The sequence below is a fragment of the Synechococcus sp. SYN20 genome (assembly GCF_014279555.1).
Classification (GTDB): Bacteria; Cyanobacteriota; Cyanobacteriia; order PCC-6307; family Cyanobiaceae; genus Synechococcus_C.
Map to the genome: position 1 here is coordinate 567,824 of NZ_CP047959.1, position 20,622 is coordinate 588,445.

A 20,622-nucleotide genomic window follows, 5' to 3' on the forward strand; every position below is an offset into this window, starting at 1 on the left:
GGAGTGAGGGTGAGCGTTGGATCCACTCCTTAAGGCTCTCCACAGGCATTACGGCTGGGACTCCTTTCGTTCCGGGCAACGTCCGGTGATCGAAGCCCTGTTAAGCGGTCGCGATTGTTTAGCAGTGCTGCCAACAGGAGGCGGTAAATCACTCTGCTTTCAGCTCCCTGCCTTGGTGCGACAAGGGTTGGTCGTGGTGATTTCTCCACTTGTCGCTCTGATGGATGATCAGGTGTTGCAATTGCAGAGGCGAGGCATTGCTGCCGCCTGTTTGCACCGCGGGATTCAACCCGAACAACGACGCTTGATTCATGAGCAGTTATCCGCTGGCTCGTTGCGTCTTCTCTACCTCGCCCCTGAGCGTCTTCAAGGTGAGGCGGCGAGGGACATGCTCTCTGCACATGCAAGGGAAGGGCAGTTGGTGGCTTTGGCCGTGGATGAGGCCCATTGCATCAGCGCTTGGGGGCATGATTTTCGGCCCGATTACAGACGTCTTGGTCAGCTTCGGGCCCTGTGCCCCGGTGTTCCGCTCGTTGCCTTGAGTGCAACCGCAGCCCCAAGGGTGCGGGCCGACATTCTCCGTTTGCTTGGGTTATGCAAACCGCTCATCCAGGTGTCGTCGGCACAACGCAGCAACCTCCACTACACGATGCGGCGGCGTCCGAGCGATCCACTGCCTGATGTTTTAGAGGCCCTGAAGCAGTCACGGGGTGCCACCTTGATCTATGCGAGGACCCGTCGTTCTGTGGAGCTCTGGGCAGAACGCTTGCAATCACAAGGAATTCCAGCGATTACTTATCACGCGGGCCTGGAGGTAGAGCGCCGTGAGGAGGCTCTAAGGCATTTCTTGGAAGCTGATGCGCCGGTGTTGGTAGCCACGGTGGCGTTTGGGATGGGCGTTGACCGCTCGGACGTGGGGTTGGTGTTGCATTTGGATTTGCCTGCGACCCCGGAGGGGTACCTCCAGGAATCAGGTCGCGCTGGACGCGATGGCAGACCGGCCCATTGCCTTGTCTTGTTTTCGCCTGGAGACCGAACCAGCTTGGGCTGGGCGATGCAGTCCAGCTTGCGTCGCGCAGCTGAAGCCAAGGCGTCCGACGATGACGTTTGGCGTGTGGAGTTTTCACAGCAGCAATTGAGGCGGATGGAGGCCGTTGCTGAGGGAGAGAGTTGCCGTGAGCAAGCTTTGCTTCTCTCGGTGGGGGAGCTGACATCTCCTTGCGGCCGCTGTGATCGTTGCCTGGCTGATGTGCGTGCCAAGGATTGGTCAGATCGTGCCCAAGAATTACTGGAGGTGATCGATGCCGGACAGGGAGCAGACATCCGCAGCTTGACCGAAAGATTGCGGAAGCTTGATGGCAGCGAAGAGCGTTGGGGTTGGCTTGCGCGCAGGCTCGTGCAAGAGGAGCTCATTCGTGAGAGCAATGACGGCGCCCAACGCTTGTCGTTAAGGGATAGCGGCAGACAATTCCTGCATACCCCTTGGCCTTTGCATTACGCGGCTTGACCGCGGCTTCTGCAAAGCATCAGCTTGGCTTAGGCGGTTTTGATACAGCGATCCTTCACAAGGTCCTTTTCAAAATTGGTCTGCGGGGCAATCCAGCTTTTCCATGCACCATCAGAACTGGTGACATTGATTTTGCGTGCGGAGCAGTTCACCGCGACGTATAGAGGCTTGCCTTCGCTGTTCAAGGTTGGGGCCACCATGCTGCCGCCCATGGATTGCCAGTTGCTCCAGTCCACTTGAAGTGGGCCGTACGTGCGCCATGCCGCGGGTTTGGCCGCCACTGCTTGGGTTGGAGTTGTCTTGGCTGGAGCCGCTTTTTTAGGAGCTGTCTTCGTGACAGCCGTTTTGACCTGAACTGGCTTGGTTTGAACCGTCTTGGTCGGTTGGCTCGCCGTTGCAGTGAGAACGGGCTTTGCTTCTGGTGTGCTGCTGGTTTGCAGCGATGTGCTGACCAATTCGGTGGAACTGGTATCCCGCAGCATCAACTTGGTCCCAATCGTCACCTTGTTGGGGTCATTGATGGTGTTGAGATCAATTAGAGAGGCCACGGGAACCTCATAGGCGCGAGCGATCTGGGTGAGGGTCTGACCTCTGGCCACGGTGTGAGAGGTGGCGCTTGGATTGGCTTTGATCGGCGTGGGCTTGGCCTTCGCTACTGGCTTTGGTTTGGGAAGCACGGCCGTGGTGGGCAGCTTCAACGTTTGGCCAAGCTCAACATGATCGGCGCTTTGAAGGCTATTGATGGCGATCAGATCCCTTGAACTGACGCGATATCGAGCTGCAATTCCACCGAGGGTGTCTCCCCCTTTTACGGTGTGACGTCCTTGGCCAGCGCTGACAACGCCTCTGGCACCACTGGGCAAACGCAACGTTTGCCCCACTTCCACATGGTTGGAATTACGGATTCCATTGGCTCTCATCAAGCGTTCAACCGAGACGCCGTAGCGATCAGCGAGCTCGGAGATGGTGTCTCCTGGTTTGACTGTGATCGATGCCGCGCCCGCTTGAAGGGGCATCAATGCCGACAGGGTTAGGGCGGCGGCAACAATGCTTCGCATGCTTCTTTCTGTGCTGGGCGAAAGATAAGGTGTCTGGCCCAACTCGCCAGTCCCTCGCGCGAATTCATTTGTATTGGTTGATTTGGAGCGATGTTCAGCCCACAAAACGGCGAAATATTGCAGGATTCAACGTGTAGGGCGGGTAGCGGTGACGAATGTCGAGAAAAAAGGGTCGGCTCAGCACTGAACGTGCGTGGGAGAAGGTTTGAAAGCCGGCTTCTGCTTGATAGCTGCCCATACCACTGGGCCCCACTCCACCGAATGGCAATTCCGGAACTCCCTTTTGCATCACCACGTCGTTGAAGCAAACCCCACCTGAACTGGTGCGCTTCAGAACCGCGCTTTGGTCGTTGTGATCCCCGCCAAAGAGATAAATGGCTAACGGTTTGTCTTGCTGTTGGATGCGTGTGATGGCCTCATCCAAGGTCTTCACTGTCATTAGTGGCAATAAAGGGCCAAAGATTTCCGCTTCCATTAAGGGGTCTTGATCGCTTTGGACCTCAATCAGGGTGGGTGCGATCTTGCGGCGTTGGCGGCAGCATTCGCCTCCAAACAGGATGCGTCCCTCGGCTCGAGCAGTGGCTAGCAGGCCTTCAAGATGTTGAAAATGTCGATCGTGGATTAAGGAGCTGAGATCAGCAGAAGCGAGTGGTTCATCTCCATAAAGATTGCGGCGCTCCTCTTTCAATGCCTTTACGAGGCGATCTCGGATGCTGGTTTGAACCAGGAGGTGGTCAGGGGCGATGCAGGTTTGTCCTGCATTAATCCCCTTGCCCCAGATCAAGCGGCGGGCGGTGACGGCAAGGTCGGCACTATCGAGCACGACAGCAGGATTTTTGCCTCCAAGCTCCAGCGTGACAGGAGTGAGGTGACGGGCGGCACCGGCCAGCACCTTGGCTCCAATCGTTCCGCTACCGGTAAAGAAAATGTGGTCAAAGCCAAGGTCCACGAGAGCTGCCGAGGTGGATCCATCCCCGTTCACCACTCTCACCACATCACTGGGGAATCCCTCCGTGATGAGGCGCGTGATCAGGGCTGCTGCGGCAGGGGCATGCTCCGAGGGTTTCAAGACAACGCTGTTTCCCGCCGCAAGGGCACTAATCAGGGGCTGGAGCGTGAGCATGAAGGGGTAATTCCATGGCCCGATCACGAGCACACAGCCCAAGGGCTCTCGGATGAGTTGGGCCCGCCCTGGCCGTTGCATGATCGGCACGGGGATGTGTCGAGGCCGCATCCAGGCCTTGAGTCGCCGCCGGGTGATTTTTAATTCTTGAAGCAAAGCCACGATCTCAAACATCCCCTCGAGCTCTGGCTTGGCGAGGTCGATACGAAGGGCTTGGAGAATGTCTGCCTCATGGCGATCAAGCAGGTCGCTCAGACGTTGTAATTGCAAGCGCCGCCAAGCTTCCGGTCGGGTTTGACCCGAGACGACAGTGGCGCGAAGGGTCTTCAAATCAGCAGCTTGAAAGGCCTCGTTGGGGGAGGAGCTGACCATCAGAAGCTGTGGGATCTATGGCCATGCTCGCAGTCCTGATCGATGGATTGCGAAAGAGGGGATGACGTCGCGGCCGATCGGGGTTAGTACAAGTTGGAATGGTGCCGGCGTGATGACTAAGCAGCAGCCGTGGTGGAACGGTGCCGTCATCTATCAGCTGATCGTGCGCAGCTATGCCGATGGCAATGGTGATGGGATCGGTGACTTGCAGGGCCTGGCCAATCGCCTGCCCTATCTCCGTTGGTTGGGTGTGGAAGCGATTTGGCTCACACCGATTTATCCATCGCCACTGCAAGACGGTGGTTATGACATCACTGACTTCAAGTCCATTCACCCCGAGCTGGGGGATTTAGCGGCTTTTCATCGAGTCTTGATTGCTGCCCACTCTCAAGGCATCAAGGTGGTCATGGACCTGGTGCTGAATCACACCAGCACGCTCCATCCTTGGTTTCAACGCGCCCGTTGGGCTCCAGAAGGTAGTCCGGAGCGGGATGTGTATGTCTGGAGCGATGACCCCAAGCGCTACGCAGATGCTCCAGTGCTGTTTCGCCATTTCGAGTCTTCGAACTGGGAATGGGACGAGGTGGCGCAGCAGTACTACCTCCACCGTTTTTTGCGCCATCAACCCGATCTCAATTACGACAGCCCACTCGTGCAAAAGGAGATGCTCGATGTGGTGGATTTTTGGATTGAGCGAGGCGTAGACGGTTTCCGTCTCGATGCGGTTCCCTTCCTTTTTGAAGCCGAGGGATCTCGTTGTGAGGGCTTGCCTGAAACCCATGAATTCCTCAAGCGCTTACGCGCAAGGGTGGATAGCCACGGCAAGGATGTGTTGCTCCTCGCGGAAGCGATTCAACCGGTGGAGGAGGCTGCTCCCTACCTCGCCGATGACGAACTGCATGGAGCTTTTAACTTCGCCCTAACGGCGCATCTGTTTGCCTCGATTGCCAGCGGAACGGTAGAGGCCTTGCGCGATTGCTTGCAGGCAGCTCAGAACGCTGTGGGTGGCTGTAGGTGGGCCTTGCCTCTACGCAATCACGATGAGCTTTGGCTTGGCGATGGCCATCTGGTTCCAGAGGATGTGATTCAAACGATCCGAGCCGGATTGCATCAGGGGCAGGGGCATTGGCTGAACTGGGGCATCAACCGGCGTCTTGCTCCTTTGCTTAATGGTGATCCTGGTTCCAACCGGGTGATGCATGCTCTGCTCTACAGCCTTCCAGGACTTCCGTGCCTCTATTACGGAGATGAGCTGGGAATGGGGGATTGGCCGGGTCTGCGCGACCGCGATCCGAACCGCACTCCGATGGCCTGGACGCCGGGACGGAATGGTGGGTTTTCGACCGCTCCCGACCCTCTGTTGGTGTTGCCACCGATCACGGCTCCCGGATATGACTATCGGGTGGTGAACGTAGAGGTTCAGAAGCAACTGCCTGGTTCGCTTCTGAATTGGCATCGGCGCATGCTCACCTGCCGCAAGCTGCTTCCAGCCCTCCGCAATGGTGACTTTGAGCTATTGGACTGTGCCCACCCTGGGGTGATCGTGTATGTGCGCACGAACGCCACCATGACGGTGATGGTGGCGGCCAATCTCTCCGCCGCTGGAGCATCGTTTCGCCTCGATCTGAGCCGATGGTCTGGCGAACGCACCCGAGAGGTGTTGTGGGGGTGTGACTTCCCACCCGCGGATGCTGATTGGTTTGTGTACCTCGCCGCCCATGGGTTCAGCTGGTGGTTGATCGGCGAAGTGGAAGAAACAGACAGCAGCAGCGAGGACTCCGGGGTTCAGGAGGACAAGTTCAGTCCTGCTCCTTCTGGAGTCTTGGGATCTCCCACTCCCGCCTCTTGAAGAAGGGTTTGAACCTGCGGGAGCAGCCGCTCGGCCTCGTCTTGGTCCACCATCGCTAGGCGGCAGCGACGGGCGAGAACATCCGTTGCGGTGCAGGCATGTTCGGCGCTGATCGCATGGCGTAATTCACCACGGCAAACGGGGATGACGTCGCTCAGAGGCTCACGATCGCTTTCACTCCAGCTCGCTACAAGTGCAGCGGCTTCTAATCCGAAACTGGATTGGAGGTGGGCACGTTGTTGATCACGTAGAGAGGTCTTCGGCAGCAGACGTTCCAGGGTGCGGATTTGCTCTTGCAGCAGTGCGGGAGTGCGTTTGGGGTCTTGATCTGCGCCGATCAGCGGCAACGCAGAGGGGTCTGAAAGGGTGCTCCCCAATTGCGCTTCCACCGCCTGAAGGGTGTCGATCGCCATCGGCCTGCAAGTGGTCCATTTGCCCCCCATCACGCTGATGAGGCCACTGTCCAGCGTCTCAACTTCGTGCTCACGCACGACCCGGCTGCTGTTCACCTCGGCACCGGCTGGCTTGAGCAGCGGTCGTCCGCCAGCCCAACAGCTCCCCACATCGGGATCGCCCAGATCGGGGAACCAGCGCTTCACATAATCGAGCAGATAGGTTTGCTCGTCTTCCGATGGAGCGGCTGCACTCGCTTGTGTGCACTTGGTGTCTGTGGTGCCGACCAGGGTCCGACCAAAGAACGGCAACATGAACAGAACACGGCCGTCATCGGTGGATGGCAACAACAAACCAAGTCCTTCAGGACAGAGGTTGGCTCTTAACACCAGATGCACTCCCCTACTCGTGAGCATGCGCATGGAGCAGTTGGGGTCGGCCATCCGCCGAATGGCATCCGCATGCATGCCTGTGGCATTCACCACGGCCCTGGCTTCCCAGCGTTCTTGCTCTCCTTGGTTGTTTTCGCTGATGGCAGCACAGATCTGCCCCTGACTGTTGCGTTCTAGCTCTCGAACCTTGGTGCGGGTTCGAATCACAGCACCGGCCCGTTCAGCGGTAAGGGCTAGCAGCAGATTCAGGCGAGCATCATCGAATTGCCCGTCGCTGTAGGCCACTCCGCGTTGAACATCAGGACGCAGAAGAGGAAGTGCTTGGTGGAGTTGCTTGGAGGACAGCATGCGGCTGCTGCCGATCCCGGCACGACCGGATAGGGCGTCATACAGCCCAAGCCCGATGCGGTAGTAGGCCTGACCAAGACGACAGTCGCTGGGCAGGGCCAGTTCAAGGCGTTGGGCTAAGAACGGAGCTTGTTCCAGCCAGTGGCCCCGCTCCAGCAGGGCTTCTCGAACCAAGCGCAATTGGGCGAGGTCGGCTGTTTTAAAAGCAAGTTCGAGATAACGCACCCCTCCATGCAGGAGTTTGGTGCTGCGACAGCTGGTGCCACTGCCGAGGTCATGGCCCTCGAGCAGAGCAACACGCAGGCCGCGGCGGACCGCTTCATAGGCCACGCTGCATCCGCTGGCGCCACCGCCGATAACGATGAGGTCAAAACGTTGATCAGCCATTCCAGCGAAGGCTCCTGCTCACAGCATCGTTCCAACGTTGGCGCCAGCGTTGGCGTTGCTCCATGGTTTGTTGGGGCTCAAACACGCTGGAGTCTTGGCTGCGATTTGGCACTAGGTCTTTGAGGTCTGCAATCACGCCGGCTTGCAAGCCAGCCAGCAGGGCCACACCGCGAGCGGTGCTTTCCAGGTGAACAGGGCGGCGCACGCGCAAACCAGTGCTGTCGGCTTGGGCTTGCAGGAGAAGGTCAGAAGCTGCGGCTCCCCCATCCACGGCAAGTTCCCCGAGACTTTGCTCCATGGCTTGCTCTGCCAACTCCACAAGACTGGCAACGGAGAGAGCAATTCCTTCCAGGGCGGCTCGAGCGATATGCCCTCGGCGGGTATCGCGGGTGATCCCGATTAATAAACCCCTGGCACTGGGGTCCCAGTGGGGTGTGCCCCATCCGGTGAAGGCTGGAACAAGCATCACCCCGGCGGCGTTCTCCACCTCTTGCGCGAGGGGATTGACTTCTTCGGCACTGCGAATGATGCCGAGGCCATCGCGCAGCCATTGCACCACCGTGCCCGCATTAAACAGGCTCCCTTCTAGGCAATAGGTGGGGGTGCCATGCTCATCGGTCCAGCCCAGGGTGCTCAGCAGGCCAGCGTCGGAATGGCGGATGCTGGTGCCGGTGTTCACCACGAGAAAGGCGCCTGTGCCGTAGGTGCATTTGCCTTCGCCTGGTTGCAGGCAGAGTTGCCCCAGGGTGGCGGCCTGTTGGTCGCCAAGTAGGGCTTGAATGGGTACGCCAGCAAAGGGCAAACCCGCTTGGATCACTCCGAAATCGCCACGGCAGGGCCTGAGTTCGGGGAGGGCCTGCTTGGGTAAGCCAATTTCAGCGCAGGCGTCATCGATCCATTGCCGCTGCTCAAGATCCATCAGCAGGGTGCGGCTGGCATTGCTCATGTCTGTGGCATGAATGGTGCCGCCACTGAGCTGCCATAGGAGCCAGCTCTCTACCGTTCCAAAGCAGAGATCACCCTGGGCCGCGGCACTGCTTGCGGCGGTTTCATGGTCGAGCAGCCAGCGAATTTTGCTCGCGCTGAAATAGGGGTCGAGCATCAGGCCGGTTTTGGCTCTCCAGCTCGTTTCTAGGCCGCTTGCCTTCCATTGCTCACAGAGATCGGCGGTGCGGCCGTCCTGCCAGACCAGGGCTGGGCCGCAGGGGCTGCCATCGCTGCGTTTCCAGAGCGTGGTGGTTTCGCGCTGATTGGTGATGCCGCAGCTGATCACGGCTTGCCGCTGCTCCGGAGTGATCGCCTGCTCAAGGCGGCTCATCGCCAGACGCTGGCTCTCCCAGATCGCCGTAGGACTTTGTTCCACCCAGCCATCGGCGGGGTAGTGAATGTCAAGAGGTGCGGAAGCGCTGGCGACTGGGCGGCCATCCGTATGGAAGAGAGCAGCGCGTGAGCTGCTGGTGCCTTGATCTAGTGCGAGCAGGAGGGGCGGTGCTGCCATAGCCATCTCGTTTCCTACTTGCTAGCGATGGGACCAACGGCCTGCAAAGGAATGGCGGAGACATCACGCATTGGCCAGTTCCCCACTTGGGTCGCTGAGGCGATGGTTTACCAGGTGTTTCCTGATCGTTTTCGCCGCAGCGGCCGGGTGGAAGCGCAGCAGGGGTTGGCGTTGCAGCCCTGGGGGACAGACCCTGTCGAACAGGGGTTCCAGGGGGGTGATCTCTACGGAGTGATCGAGGCTCTGGACCACCTTCAGCAGCTGGGGGTGACCTGTCTGTACCTCACCCCCGTTTTCAGCTCGGCCGCCAATCATCGTTATCACGCTTACGACTATCTCGAGGTGGATCCTTTATTGGGAGGGAATGCTGCGCTTGATGCCCTGATTGCGGCGGTGCATCAACGGGGCATGCGTCTGATCCTCGATGGGGTGTTCAACCATTGCGGCCGCGGCTTTTGGGCGTTTCATCACCTGTTGGAAAACGGGGATCGCTCTCCCTATCGCGAGTGGTTCCATGTGCATCAGTGGCCGCTGCGGCCCTATCCGCGGAAGGGCCAAGACTGTGGTTACAGCTGCTGGTGGAATGATCCGGCGCTTCCGAAGTTCAACCATGACCATGCTCCCGTGCAGGAGTACCTCTTAGCGGTTGGTAAGCACTGGTTAGAACGCGGCATCGACGGTTGGCGCTTAGATGTGCCCGATGAGGTGCCTGCTGCCTTTTGGGTGGACTTCCGGCGCATGGTGAAAGCGGTGAACTCCGAGGCCTGGATCGTGGGTGAAATTTGGGGAGATGCCAGGACTTGGCTTCAGGGAGAGCATTTCGATGGCGTGATGAATTACCGCTTGGGCTGGAGCAGCCTTTGTTGGGTGGCGGGCGCGCGTTTGCGACGCAGCTACCGCAACCCGATGTACCCGTTGCGCCCCCTGGAGACGGAGGCCTTGCTGCAGATCTGGTCTGAGACGCAGGGTTGGTATGCGCCGGAGGTGAACCGCTGCCAACTCAATCTTTTGGATAGTCACGATGTGCCCCGTGCCTTGCACAGCCTCAAAGGAGATGTAGCTGCGCTGTCTTTGGCGTTGCTGCTGTTGATGCTTCAGCCTGGGGCCCCTTGCCTGTACTACGGAACGGAAGTGGGACTGGAGGGCGGTCCTGAACCAGCCTGTCGCGAGGCGATGCCGTGGGAGGCCCCATGGCCCCACGATTTGCGCTCAATGATCGTGACGTTGACGAACATCCGCCACCAGGTTGTTGCTGTGAGCGAGCGAGGTCTGTCGTGGCAGGCCACCACCCCCGACGGCCTCGTGGGACGCGCACCTGGGGTGGTGGTTGTTGTGAACCGCTCTCGGCGGAAAGCTTTGTCCCTGGAGGCTCACGACGTTGCCCAAGTTGGCTGGGAGACGGATGGTGCGTTGATTGGCACCTATCAGGTGCATCGCCATGTACTTGGTCCACAATCAGCGGTGTTGTTTAAGACTCTGGAATAAGCTTCGCTCCCTTGATTGGCATGTTCTTGCAGTAATACCACCCCAATCTCTCTCTTGGAATTGAGTTCAATCCTTTTCAGAATTTCGGTCTCTACTGGGAGGTCAGTGAGTGGACAGAGGCAAAGGTCCACAATCCTTTGTTGTAAGCATAAAAGACTATGGGGATCGCTGAGATTATTGGCCGAACCTATAAGCCATCCAGCGGGTGGTGGATCGAAAAGAGAACTATCAAGCCATTGATTGGCATCAAGCCTCAAGCTTGATTTGCCCTGTAAGCGCGCTAATTGATGAACCTTTCGCTCTAATTGAAGTAACAGAGAATCCTCCTGGGGTTGCCAATAGCTGCTTATTTTTTGGAGTTTGATCCCGAATACCTGAGCACATTTTTTTTGGTTTCGACTTATGGTTGTTTGGTGTTGATCAAAGAGAGCGCCCACTTTCTTCCCAGACTGAAGCCATATCATTCCATCGAAACTAGACAGTAAATCTAAGCTGACCATGATGCTGGTGTTTTAATGAGATCTAGTCAAGAAGACTGCGCTTAAACTAATTTCCAAGCTTTATCATGAAGCTTGTTTGGACGATTGGGGGTAATGCGTGAAAGTCGTGCACTATTGGGATCATGGATGGCTTAATGAGTGATTTTTACTGCAATAACCAAGAGTTCGCTGGTCTCACCTGGCAATCCTCCATGTAATCAAGCTTGGGTTAGGAGGATATGAATTAGGAAAGATTGTTGACTTAAACTCCTTTGTAGCATCTTTTTCATATCTGCTTTAGCTTGTCTCTTAGGTCTAGTATATGTTCTTGATATTCATTTTTCTGGAGCACTACTAAACCTGCCTCTGACGTGATATCGAGTGGAATCGTGGCGAGATCTTGCGATTCAACGGGTAGATCGGTGAGCGGGCATAGGCAAGCATCCACAATATGCTGTTTTAAGCATTGGATGCCATGAGGATCACTAAGTTTATTGGCTGATCCTGCAATCCATCCTGAGGGAGGTGGGTTGAAATGTGGATTATCCAGCCATCCATTAACTTCAATCCTCAGACGTGATTTTCCTTGTAGACGGGCCACTTGATGCACTTGGCGTTCAAGCTGAAGCAGTATTAAATCTCCATGGGCATCCCACTTGTTTTTGTTTTTGCTAACGGTAATCCCAAAGACTTGAGCACATTTTTTTTGATTGCGGCTCACCGTTGTTTGGTGTTGCTGAAACAATGCTCCTACTTTTGAACCTGATTGAAGCCAAATCAGTCCATCAAGGCTTGAGAGTAGATCTACGCTGACCACATCATTAATAGATGTATTTTATAAACTCTAAATTATGTTTATTGTGTAATCAATCCCCAGTATTGGGTAGGGAGTCTGTTCAGAGGTTTTTGGGCAGGCTTAGTCGAGCAAGAAGCCCACCGATCGAACCTTTGGAAAGTGAGAGTTGACCTTTATGGCTTTCCATTGCTGTGCGCACAATGAACAAACCCAAGCCTGTGCCATCAGGCTTGCTAGTTTCCATCAGTAATTCCTCATTAATTTCTGGCAAAAGACCACCTCCATTATCTTCAATCTCTATGATCCAAAAATTCTCATTATCCTTCATTCTAATAAGGATTAATGGATCTGGATTGTTAGAGTCTCGCAAGGATTCGATGGAATTTTTTAAAATATTGATGAGGGCAATTTGCAGTTGTACGGCATCTCCATTAATCATTGCACTTGAATCTGCAATCGAATGAACTTGCTGACTATTAATCCATCCGTAAATATCTGGATTGTTTGAGTTGATATAGCGCAGACTACTTTCAATGACTTGCTTTAAATCGAGCTCAGAGAGCTCTGTCTGGGTATTGCGGAGAAGGGCTCGCACTTTGTTAGTGATCAAAGCAATTCTCTCGGATTGGGAATTGATGGTTGAAAGCTGATGCTTTAGATCGGAGAAATTGTGGATTTTACTGGTATCGTTAAGAGTATTAATCAGGGTCTGAGATGTAAGTTTTAAGATGCTGAGAGGTTGGTTGATTTCGTGAGCAATAGATCCGGCCTCGAGGCTTGTTTTCAATTTTTTGCTCACTAGTGCCAGTGCTTGCTCATCTTTTTGTTGTTTGTCTTGAAAAAGTTCGATGATTTGTTTCTCTTTTTCTCTTAGGCTTTGAGTGAGATTGTTGAATGCTTTTACCATGGCCGTTATGGCTTGATGGAGATCGCTAAATTCTTTGGTTCCTTCTTTTTCGAGCTCGCAATTAAAGTTAAGAACCTCTGGCTGTTTGGTTATATCTTTAATTTGATGTTCTGTGCTTTGGCTCGCAGAGGTTAAGGCACTTAGGGGAGTGAGTAAGGCATTGATCAGGCGGCGGTTGATCGCTAATGCCATGAGGAGTGCAGCAACGCTAATAAAAATCATCATTATCAAATTTCTCTCTGCCACGCTTACTTCTTGATCTGCAGATGTACCCGTGACTAAAAACCAATCGAGTCCAAATTCTCTACCCCAGGGGGTCGCTCTTAAAAAAAAGTGCTGTGAATCCAGGCTTGAGATCTGGACAAGTTCTTGGCCAAAGCTGTTCTGGTTGACAAGATATTTTCCATCTGTTTGTAATAAGTATTGCTTTGAAAGTGATTTCGCAATGGGAGACTCTAGCTCTTTGATATTAGCCCTCTGGACACTTTTTTCAGAGCGAACAAGCACTATTTCAGGATTTGAGCTGGCAACAATACTCCCATTTTTCTCGATAATTAGTGCTAATCCTGACCGGTCTTTCCATACTTCTTGCAGCCAGTTGCTAAGTTTGTCAATGATCATGTCAACGCCCACAACACCGATCAGTTTTGCCTCCTGATTGAAAATTGGTGCGTTGTAGGAAATTGAAAAAGTTTCTGGCTGGTCTTCCCAGGCATAAATTCTGCTCCACGTTGGTTTGCCTGCTTTAACGGTGTCGACATACCAAGCTTCTTGATGGTTTGTGCTCATCCCTGGGATGACATCTTCTTGCTGAAGACGTTCTCCTGTTGACGTCATGCTGTAAACAAACATTTTCCCCCGCCCTAATCGCGAGCTGTCTTCGTTGTGGAAAAAGCTTCCATCCTCGCCTTTTTCGATGCCTAGAAATGACCCATCTTCCGACCCATAGTTGATGTAATCAACAGGGAATGAGCGAAGCTGTCTCCAGAAACGCTTACTAAGCTTGTCGAAATCCTTGAGTAACGCTGGGTCAGCAGCGATCGCCTCTTCGTTGAGTTGATTGATAATTGTTGGGAAACTAATCTTGCTGATTAATCGCTCTGATACTTGTATGACTGGAAGATGTGCTCGATGGGATTCTTTCTGCTCGATTACATTGTTGCGACCAACACTAAATCCTAAAATGCTAAGAGATCCTGCTACGAGAATCAGTTGAAGGCCTGTCGTGCGAGTTAGCTTTTTTGCTAATGATTTGGATTGGTGTTTCATTAATTGATGCTTTGAATGGTACGAGTCAAAGCTGCTCTTCTGATGAGTTCAGCGCCGCTGACATTCAGTTTTTGGGCAATGGCTTTGCGATGTGTTTCTATCGTTGAATAAGCGCTACCAAGCTCTTTGGCGATTTCCTTTGTGGTTTTTCCCTCTCCCATAAGGCTGTAGATAATTTGCTGTCGCTGGGTTAACTCATGATGAGCAGGCTTTACGATTGCATTAATGCAATGTCGTAAAGCATCGAATGCATCGGTTTTGTCGATAATTCCATAAATTGCTTCTTTAAGACTTTTGGGGCAAGCAAACTCCTGTGCTGCGCCAGACAGGATGATTATTTTGATGTTTTGATGTTGCGAGACCAACTGCTGTGCTAGGTCAAGACAGTGGCCATCTGGTAGATAGATATCCAGAATCGCGAGGTCAAGCTTATGATCATCAGAAATGTTGTTAGCAGCTTCGATGCTGTCTGCTTTGAAGACAACTGATATCTCGTTGAAGCTCGCCAAGATGGAGCCAAGAAGGTCGAGAAGTATTTGCTGGTCTTCCAGCACGAGGCAGTTCATGCAAATCGTGCAAATTTTGATGTTAGACCCGTTCGCTCCTTTTATGACAAGGAAGAGCAGCTATGCATTATTTGCATAGCTTCAAGGGCGTGTATTGGATTTCGGGTAAGCAGCCCTGCAAGCTCCGCAACCCTGTTCTGAAAACTTGATCGAACTTTGGAACGTGATCTAGCCATGATTGCGGAGGTGCACGACCAAGGTTTCGTCAAAGCACATGGGACGGTTCATCGCTGGCGCAACCTGATTTTTCCTAAAGGCAATGTCTGCTGATAAATGAGCAATAGAAGGTGATCAGGTTTTGCTAATTCGCTTTATAGGCCAGAAGCTCATTGCTCTGAACACCATCCCTGTTGGACCGGCTCAACAACCAACTTGGTGTGAGATTGAAGCCCTTGTCGAGACTTGAACTCGAGACCTCTCCCTTACCAAGGGAGTGCTCTACCGCTGAGCTACAAGGGCGTGTGGTGGATGGGCCGGGTTGGATTTGAACCAACGTAGGCAGAGCCAGTGGATTTACAGTCCACCCCCATTAACCACTCGGGCACCGACCCGAACCACACCAAGAGAGGTTACCAGCAAGGCTGTCGATACGATCAACCAATGTTTACGAGTCGGGCCATGCACCTATTGCTGCTCAACGGCCCCAACCTCAATCTGCTGGGTCAGCGGGAACCAGTCCTCTACGGACGTCAGACCCTGGATCAGATCGAGACAGCACTCAGTGAGCGGGCCAGCGCTGATGGCTTAACTCTGGAGTGTTTTCAGAGCAATTTTGAAGGAGCCCTGGTGGATCGCATCCATCAGGCGATGGGAACGGTGGATGGGATCTTGATCAATGCAGGGGCTTATACCCACACCTCGATTGCGATCCGTGATGCCCTGTTGGGTACAGCCATCCCTTATGTGGAGCTGCACTTGAGCAACACCCATGCGCGTGAACCATTTCGGCATCGCTCGTTTCTGGCCGACCGTGCCGTTGGCGTGATTTGTGGTTTTGGACCCGTGAGTTACGACTTGGCTCTTGATGGCTTGGTCCGCCACCTGCGGAACTCTGCGAGCGGAGTTGAGGGTTGATGGTCTCAACGTCTGTGGCCAGCATCCGCTGGTTGGCTTCACCTACGAGTGCGTCTTGGGTGCAGCAAGCGATTTCGAGACCAATGGAGGTCTTGATTGATCATGCGCACTGCGAGCGCAAAGCAGCGGGGTCGGCGGTGCAGCTGATGTTTCGTTACCTCTGCGAACCAGGTCTGGGGGAAGTGTTGAGTCCGTTGGCGCGCGAGGAGCTGGAGCATTTCGAGCAGGTGCTTGCCTTGCTGAAGGCGCGAGGTCGCTATCTGGAGCCCTTGCCTTCTCCGGGATATGGCGGCTTTCTTGCTAAGCACATTCGCAAAGGAGAGCCGCTGCGGATGCTGGATTCGTTTTTGGTGGCGGGTTTGATCGAAGCCCGCAGCCACGAACGCATGGCGTTGTTGGCTGAGCACAGCCCGGAGCAGGATTTAAAAGACCTTTATGGAAGCTTGTTGTTGAGTGAGGCACGTCACTTTGGTCTTTATTGGGTGCTGTGCGAACAGCGTTGGGATCGGTCGGTGATCGTGCCCCGCTTGGAGGAACTTGCACAGGTTGAAGTGCAGGCTCTTACTGGAGAGTTGGAGAATCCGGAGGACGTCAGAATGCATTCTGTGGGCGTCGAATCTCGCTGATTTGTGCCACACCCTCTGTCGTCCTGAGTCAGACGTTTGTATCAGCGAAAGCCTGATTCTGACTCGGTTTGGCAGTTCTTCTTGCGGGCTGAAGGAGAGGGGCGGATTCGTCGCCCCACAAAAACCAGGCATTTATGAGAAACGACGAAGGTCGGGAATAGCCCCTTGGAAATTGTCTGCCGCTACGCCTTCATTGTTCAAAGCTCCGACGTGGTCATCAAAACCATTGATCCCGATGCTCCTGAGGACGTAAGCGACTGAGGTAGGGGTTGAGCCGTGCCTCGATTTCCCTACGCTGTAGGAATGAGCAAAGAGAGCGCAATTTCCGAGATTCTCGGCACAGTCAAAAAGCAACTGCTGGACTTGGGGCAACAGGTTCAACGGCGTGATGGGTGGGATCTCTCTCTTCCAGTGGCAATCGTTGATGCCAGAAAGGCAAAGGCAAAAACTTCAGCACCAAAATTCCACGTGTCTCCCATCGGTACGATCGGGAACGTTCTCAGGATCTCAACGACTTGCGATCACCCTCTGATGCGAAAGCTGTTTGAGCTCTATCAGGATCGTGGAGATGATGAAGCGTTGAGTTTCATGATGAATGGCGAGGATGCCGAAGAATTCTCTGATTTGTTTTCTGAATATCAAAAAGAGAGAAAGAATGGTCAGATGGTCTGGGGAGCTGCAGATGCCTCAGCTTTCGTAACTAAGTCGCGCGACTGTTTTGATGATCGTGAAATAGCAGTGGCGATTTTGCATACAGGGAGCAGTGGTCAGCACGAACTAACCACTTGCGGCGTCCCTTTTAGTTTTTGATCTCCACTCGGAATAGAGAGCTTTCCTTTGCGAAGAAAGCAGGCTTCACTATCTCTGCTAATGACATCACTCAAAGCCACTCTCAATACGAGCTTTCACATCAAGAGCTGGAACGCTTGCCTGGGGGAGGGAATAAGAACCCTTACATCACTTAAATCATCCTCCAATGCCGGATATTGATTAATGCTTAGACCCGCTACTGGCGAGGTTTTTTATTGCCTCACCCGTTTGGGCGAGTGAAAAGACCAGGGATTCACCCGAATTGGGGAGGCGGATCCAGGAAAGTGGGCCTACTTTATGCATAGAAGTTTTATAAATAGATGACAGAACAGCAGGGTTTCGTGCGGTCATCATTTTCCAAATATGCATCAAAATTAGGCATTTCAATTCTGCAGATAGCAAAGCAACCTGAAAAAATATTCCAACATGGTCGATATTTTGGTATTCCAGGCAACACCAAACTGCAGCAAGAGTGTATGGAAAGGATTATGGATACCCAAAGGTTCAGAATCTGCTTGCCAATCGACCTTCATCAATGTGACCAGATCTTGAGCAAATGGCCGCAATGCCCAAAGGGAGCCTTGGATGGTGCGTACAACTGCGATTGCAGAAGCTTGGACTTTCTTTTTTAGTGAACCAATCTCCGGTGCCAGAATCTCAAGAGGAGTTCGTGATAAGTAGATCCGTTCGCTTGCATGAAATTCACCATACGATTCTTGGTCTACCGATCACAGTTGCAGGTGAAGCTGCTGCGACGGCGTTTTATGCGAGTACTGGGTCGATGCCTTTTGACATTGGAATTCTGTCTTCATGGATGTTGCGTGGTGCCTATGCACCGAGTGAGCGTAGATTGATTTGGGATGGTATCGGTTTCGGTATCGCAGTTGGTCAGACGGTGCCTGAACTTTTCTCTCCTCGTTGGGAAGATGGCTGGGAAAGATCGATCATCGATTGGCAGAAGGAACTGGGCATCACCCAGCTATTGAAGACGTCTCCGTTTAAAGACGACTTTGTAAACATCTATGGCTTAAGTCTCTGAATATGCCAATTCACTGACGTTGACGATTCTCTAACAGGTCAAGCAAATATCAAGTATCGGATGATGGGTTGCAATGATTTCCTAGAAAGCGCTGGTGATAGTAACTTCTCCAACGGCAATATGGGGAAAGATGCTTTGATGTTGCTGGGCGGCTCTGCTGCAGGAGCTCAACGTAGATTAAGTACAATCATGATTTCATATGCCTTGATTTGGATTGTGATAAGTTGAGTGATAAAGGCTCTTCCCCTTGAATAATTGGCTGTTGCGTCACCATACTAATTCCCCAATCAGATTGATCAAAGTCACCAGCGTGCAATAGTTCAATGGACAATAATATGTATCTATTGAATTACTAAAATGCCTCTCATTAATCTCAGGACCAATGTTTCTGATGTCCAGGGTTCAGATGCTCTTTTGAAAAAGCTGTCGGCTGCTCTTGCTAGTGCTACGGGAAAGCCCGAATCGTATGTAATGACACTTTTGGATTTCGGTGTTCCAATGACTTTTGCTGGTAGTAATGACCCCTGCGCTTATGTAGAAATTAAGTCCATCGGAGCATTGACCCCGCCGGAAATGTCAGATCGATTTTGTGAGTTGATCAAGGCATCTTTGGGAATCCCTAAAGATCGGATTTATATTGGATTTGATGATGTTAGTGCTTCGCACTGGGGGTGGAATGGGAGCACTTTTGGCTGAACATTCCATCAATCCACCAATTAAAATTGTCCGGTTAGATCCGTGTCAGAGACCTATTTGACTGAGGATTCCCTGGCCAGTTAGCAGCTCGGTGCCTAAGCCAATAACAAAGCCAAGCATCGCTAAACGACCATTCCATGTCTCAGCAAAGCTGCTGAAGCCGAATCGAGATTGAGTTGAGTTTGTCATGTTGTTGATTATGTGGGAGAGCCTCACATGAGTGAGGCGTTGTTTTCTGTAATCAGCCAGCTACAGCTGAAATGCTGTAGGGAGCTTCAGGGGAACTTGTAGGCATTGGGTCGAGCTTGCCTAATGCCAACGCTTTCGCGCGGACGTACATCTCACTTGATGTGGCACCAGCCGCTTCCATTGCTTTGGCGACGACATCCCAGTTACGAACTTCAGTAGACATTTGAGGTTGATTTGTTGATGTGACAAGCATCGCCAGCCAGGTGACGTGGTCGTGACAGTGAAATCCGCCAAGGAACCGAACACGCGAAACGAGTCGCTTCTCGATAAGCCCCGCCTGGTGCTGCATGTTCACCTTGGGTTTCGAGTTGCCGGTATTGCAGATCCTGGCTGTGACGACGTTTGAGGCAAAGACAAGCAACGAACCACATCACCCCCGCCACGAGTGGATTTTTTAATTGCTTTCTTGGAATTGTGGTCAACATCACAGCATCGCTTCATAGCGGTCACTGCTTCTCTGCTCGCTTTCGCTTCATGGCTCCTATGCCTGAGGATGCCCAGTTCGTTTGGTTTCGCTTCGCTAATACGGAAGCAATTGTCTCTTATGTTTTCAAATGTCTACTTCAACCAATCCATGCGTCAAGGCGTAGACCGCTGCCTGTGTTCTGTCTCTTACTCCAAGCTTATGAATGGCTGTACTAACGTGGCTTTTAACTGTTTCAGCAGAAACAATAAGTGAATCAGCGATTTCTGTGTTCTTCATTCCCTGAATAATGCATTGAATAACCTCTAGCTCTCTTTCTGATAATGGGTCTACAAGGATCGGTGCTGGTTTAACTTTTGCCGTTGCTGCTTCAAGGACAGCCCTCGGATAGTAAATACCCCCACTGTTGGTTGTGCGTAAAGCATGAATGAAGTCCCCATCCCCAGTGCCGATTGAAGAGACGAACATCACTCCGTCTGCCCCAGCCTCCATCGCTTCTTGAACCACCTCAGGTGTTTCGCGTGACAAGAAAATGAGAGCTTTGAGGTCTGGGGATTGTTGTTTTGCTTTTTCGACAAGTCTTATTCCATATCCTCTTTCTAGGTCTTCGCTCGTAATTAAGAGGTCTGGATTGCTTTCAAGTTGTATTTGTAGGGCCTCATCTTCCGTTGTCGCGCCCCCAATCAAAGATTGCAGGATCGGCTCAGCAAGGCTCACCGCGGTGAGCGTGAGCCGGTTTTTAGAACAAACCAAAACTCTCTTGTTTGCCAGCATTTGCTTGCAGGCATCAACTGCTTTCTGTAATGCGCCTTCAGATGGGTGAATCCTCACCTGTTTTTGTGTAGATAGAAGAATGATGATACTGCTGTGATGTCCGTCTGCAAATCATTATCAACATTAAACTTTTATTTGTGATCAGCTCCTTTTCGCTGATTGCCCTCAGCTCTATTGTTTTAGACCAATGTGACGTGCTGTCGACTGGATTTTGTTTTCAAGCAACTCATCGGTATTCGTGAAGGACTGGGTGTGTTGCTTGGAAGTCGTGAGCTTCTATTCATTAAGTGGGTTCTCTTTCGGTTCATAATTGTTGTTTTTGCATAAAAAAGCTGCTCCGATCAATGAGCAGCTCTGAGCATGTACTTCTGGCTATGAGGTGTTGACAGCTTTGGGTCAAGAAACCTCCCCTTTTGTGGATCAGGCGGAAAAATTACATTTTAATTTGTAACTGCTGAACGCATGGGAATCATGCTTTTTCACATGTTGATCAGTTTTTGT

The 20,622-nt window shown here is 52.7% G+C and carries 18 protein-coding genes and 2 tRNA genes; 8 read left to right on the plus strand and 12 right to left on the minus strand.

Translation table 11 applies throughout. The features are described 5' to 3' along the window. Positions 1–16 precede the first annotated feature (16 nt). The gene (locus SynSYN20_RS02975) at positions 17–1,507 is read left to right on the plus strand and encodes an ATP-dependent DNA helicase RecQ (protein WP_186524668.1); all 1,491 of its coding nucleotides are present in this window, start codon (positions 17–19) and stop codon (positions 1,505–1,507) included. 29 nt (positions 1,508–1,536) lie between these two features. On the opposite strand, the gene SynSYN20_RS02980 is transcribed toward SynSYN20_RS02975, so the two are convergent. Both SynSYN20_RS02980 and SynSYN20_RS02985 read right to left on the minus strand, forming a co-directional pair. Further along, the gene (locus SynSYN20_RS02980) at positions 1,537–2,565 is read right to left on the minus strand and encodes a LysM peptidoglycan-binding domain-containing protein (protein ID WP_186524669.1); all 1,029 of its coding nucleotides are present in this window, start codon (positions 2,563–2,565) and stop codon (positions 1,537–1,539) included. Between the two features lie 94 nt (positions 2,566–2,659). Then, entirely contained in the window at positions 2,660–4,060 is a 1,401-nt protein-coding gene (locus SynSYN20_RS02985) for an aldehyde dehydrogenase family protein (protein ID WP_186524670.1), read from the minus strand. 112 nt (positions 4,061–4,172) lie between these two features. Between SynSYN20_RS02985 and SynSYN20_RS02990 the strand changes: the two genes are divergently transcribed. Continuing rightward, positions 4,173–5,909 carry an alpha-amylase family protein gene (locus SynSYN20_RS02990; protein ID WP_186525404.1) on the plus strand — a complete coding sequence of 579 codons (1,737 nt, stop codon included), beginning with the start codon at positions 4,173–4,175 and terminating at the stop codon, positions 5,907–5,909. Here SynSYN20_RS02990 and SynSYN20_RS02995 read toward each other — a convergent pair. Continuing rightward, positions 5,846–7,429, minus strand: a complete 1,584-nt coding sequence (locus tag SynSYN20_RS02995) for a glycerol-3-phosphate dehydrogenase/oxidase (RefSeq protein WP_186524671.1) — start codon at positions 7,427–7,429, stop codon at positions 5,846–5,848. The genes SynSYN20_RS02990 and SynSYN20_RS02995 overlap by 64 nt on opposite strands. Then, positions 7,422–8,933, minus strand: coding sequence for a glycerol kinase GlpK (gene glpK, locus SynSYN20_RS03000; protein ID WP_186524672.1), 1,512 nt, complete (start codon positions 8,931–8,933; stop codon positions 7,422–7,424). Before glpK ends, SynSYN20_RS02995 begins: the two co-directional genes overlap by 8 nt. Positions 8,934–8,954: 21 nt before the next feature. Here glpK and SynSYN20_RS03005 point away from each other — a divergent pair, with 21 nt between their 5' ends. Continuing rightward, a complete protein-coding gene (locus SynSYN20_RS03005; protein ID WP_186524673.1) occupies positions 8,955–10,412 on the plus strand; it encodes a glycoside hydrolase family 13 protein in 1,458 nt (485 codons plus the stop codon). Positions 10,413–11,177: 765 nt separating this feature from the next. Here the strand turns inward: SynSYN20_RS03005 and SynSYN20_RS03010 are convergent. The 5 genes from SynSYN20_RS03010 to SynSYN20_RS03030 form a co-directional block, all read right to left on the minus strand. Next, complete coding sequence (locus tag SynSYN20_RS03010; protein ID WP_186524674.1) at positions 11,178–11,708, minus strand: hypothetical protein; 531 nt, start codon at positions 11,706–11,708, stop codon at positions 11,178–11,180. Between the two features lie 79 nt (positions 11,709–11,787). Next, positions 11,788–13,863, minus strand: a complete 2,076-nt coding sequence (locus tag SynSYN20_RS03015) for an ATP-binding protein (RefSeq protein ID WP_186524675.1) — start codon at positions 13,861–13,863, stop codon at positions 11,788–11,790. Further along, a complete protein-coding gene (locus tag SynSYN20_RS03020) occupies positions 13,863–14,417 on the minus strand; it encodes a response regulator (RefSeq protein WP_255476341.1) in 555 nt (184 codons plus the stop codon). Before SynSYN20_RS03020 ends, SynSYN20_RS03015 begins: the two co-directional genes overlap by 1 nt. Before the next feature lie 399 nt (positions 14,418–14,816). After that, positions 14,817–14,888: transfer RNA gene (locus SynSYN20_RS03025), tRNA-Thr, on the minus strand. A gap of 10 nt (positions 14,889–14,898) precedes the next feature. Continuing rightward, a tRNA-Tyr gene (locus SynSYN20_RS03030) sits at positions 14,899–14,980 on the minus strand. 67 nt (positions 14,981–15,047) lie between these two features. On the opposite strand from SynSYN20_RS03030, the gene aroQ reads away from it, so the two are divergent. The 5 genes from aroQ to SynSYN20_RS03055 all read left to right on the plus strand — a co-directional run bounded on the left by aroQ (position 15,048) and on the right by SynSYN20_RS03055 (position 18,674). Next, positions 15,048–15,503 (plus strand): type II 3-dehydroquinate dehydratase, encoded by a 456-nt coding sequence (gene aroQ, locus SynSYN20_RS03035; protein ID WP_186525405.1) that lies wholly within the window; start codon positions 15,048–15,050, stop codon positions 15,501–15,503. Next, complete coding sequence (locus SynSYN20_RS03040) at positions 15,503–16,129, plus strand: tRNA-(ms[2]io[6]A)-hydroxylase (RefSeq protein WP_186524677.1); 627 nt, start codon at positions 15,503–15,505, stop codon at positions 16,127–16,129. The genes aroQ and SynSYN20_RS03040 overlap by 1 nt, the downstream gene beginning before the upstream one ends. 303 nt (positions 16,130–16,432) lie before the next feature. Beyond that, positions 16,433–16,939, plus strand: a complete 507-nt coding sequence (locus tag SynSYN20_RS03045) for a hypothetical protein (RefSeq protein WP_186524678.1) — start codon at positions 16,433–16,435, stop codon at positions 16,937–16,939. Positions 16,940–17,495: 556 nt separating this feature from the next. Next, positions 17,496–17,978 carry a Coq4 family protein gene (locus SynSYN20_RS03050; RefSeq protein WP_255476342.1) on the plus strand — a complete coding sequence of 161 codons (483 nt, stop codon included), beginning with the start codon at positions 17,496–17,498 and terminating at the stop codon, positions 17,976–17,978. Positions 17,979–18,335: 357 nt separating this feature from the next. Beyond that, entirely contained in the window at positions 18,336–18,674 is a 339-nt protein-coding gene (locus SynSYN20_RS03055) for a phenylpyruvate tautomerase MIF-related protein (protein ID WP_186524679.1), read from the plus strand. A 45-nt stretch (positions 18,675–18,719) separates the two neighbouring features. On the opposite strand, the gene SynSYN20_RS03060 is transcribed toward SynSYN20_RS03055, so the two are convergent. From SynSYN20_RS03060 to SynSYN20_RS03070, 3 genes are all read right to left on the minus strand, one after another. Then, positions 18,720–18,863 carry a chlorophyll a/b-binding protein gene (locus SynSYN20_RS03060; protein WP_186524680.1) on the minus strand — a complete coding sequence of 48 codons (144 nt, stop codon included), beginning with the start codon at positions 18,861–18,863 and terminating at the stop codon, positions 18,720–18,722. Between the two features lie 52 nt (positions 18,864–18,915). Next, entirely contained in the window at positions 18,916–19,284 is a 369-nt protein-coding gene (locus SynSYN20_RS03065; protein WP_186525750.1) for a hypothetical protein, read from the minus strand. Between the two features lie 189 nt (positions 19,285–19,473). Next, positions 19,474–20,178: a response regulator transcription factor gene (locus SynSYN20_RS03070; RefSeq protein WP_186524681.1), complete on the minus strand. Its 705-nt coding sequence runs from the start codon at positions 20,176–20,178 to the stop codon at positions 19,474–19,476. Between the last annotated feature and the right edge of the window lie 444 nt (positions 20,179–20,622).

Coding starts and splice junctions, on each gene's coding strand:
- SynSYN20_RS02980 (WP_186524669.1), bottom strand. CDS start 2,565: ATGCGAAGCATTGTTGCCGCCGCCCTAACCCTGTCGGCATTGATGCCC.
- SynSYN20_RS02985 (WP_186524670.1), bottom strand. CDS start 4,060: ATGGTCAGCTCCTCCCCCAACGAGGCCTTTCAAGCTGCTGATTTGAAG.
- SynSYN20_RS02990 (WP_186525404.1), top strand. CDS start 4,173: ATGACTAAGCAGCAGCCGTGGTGGAACGGTGCCGTCATCTATCAGCTG.
- SynSYN20_RS02995 (WP_186524671.1), bottom strand. CDS start 7,429: ATGGCTGATCAACGTTTTGACCTCATCGTTATCGGCGGTGGCGCCAGC.
- glpK (WP_186524672.1), bottom strand. CDS start 8,933: ATGGCTATGGCAGCACCGCCCCTCCTGCTCGCACTAGATCAAGGCACC.
- SynSYN20_RS03005 (WP_186524673.1), top strand. CDS start 8,955: ATGGGACCAACGGCCTGCAAAGGAATGGCGGAGACATCACGCATTGGC.
- SynSYN20_RS03015 (WP_186524675.1), bottom strand. CDS start 13,863: ATGAAACACCAATCCAAATCATTAGCAAAAAAGCTAACTCGCACGACA.
- aroQ (WP_186525405.1), top strand. CDS start 15,048: ATGCACCTATTGCTGCTCAACGGCCCCAACCTCAATCTGCTGGGTCAG.
- SynSYN20_RS03040 (WP_186524677.1), top strand. CDS start 15,503: ATGGTCTCAACGTCTGTGGCCAGCATCCGCTGGTTGGCTTCACCTACG.
- SynSYN20_RS03045 (WP_186524678.1), top strand. CDS start 16,433: ATGAGCAAAGAGAGCGCAATTTCCGAGATTCTCGGCACAGTCAAAAAG.
- SynSYN20_RS03050 (WP_255476342.1), top strand. CDS start 17,496: ATGGCCGCAATGCCCAAAGGGAGCCTTGGATGGTGCGTACAACTGCGA.
- SynSYN20_RS03055 (WP_186524679.1), top strand. CDS start 18,336: ATGCCTCTCATTAATCTCAGGACCAATGTTTCTGATGTCCAGGGTTCA.
- SynSYN20_RS03060 (WP_186524680.1), bottom strand. CDS start 18,863: ATGACAAACTCAACTCAATCTCGATTCGGCTTCAGCAGCTTTGCTGAG.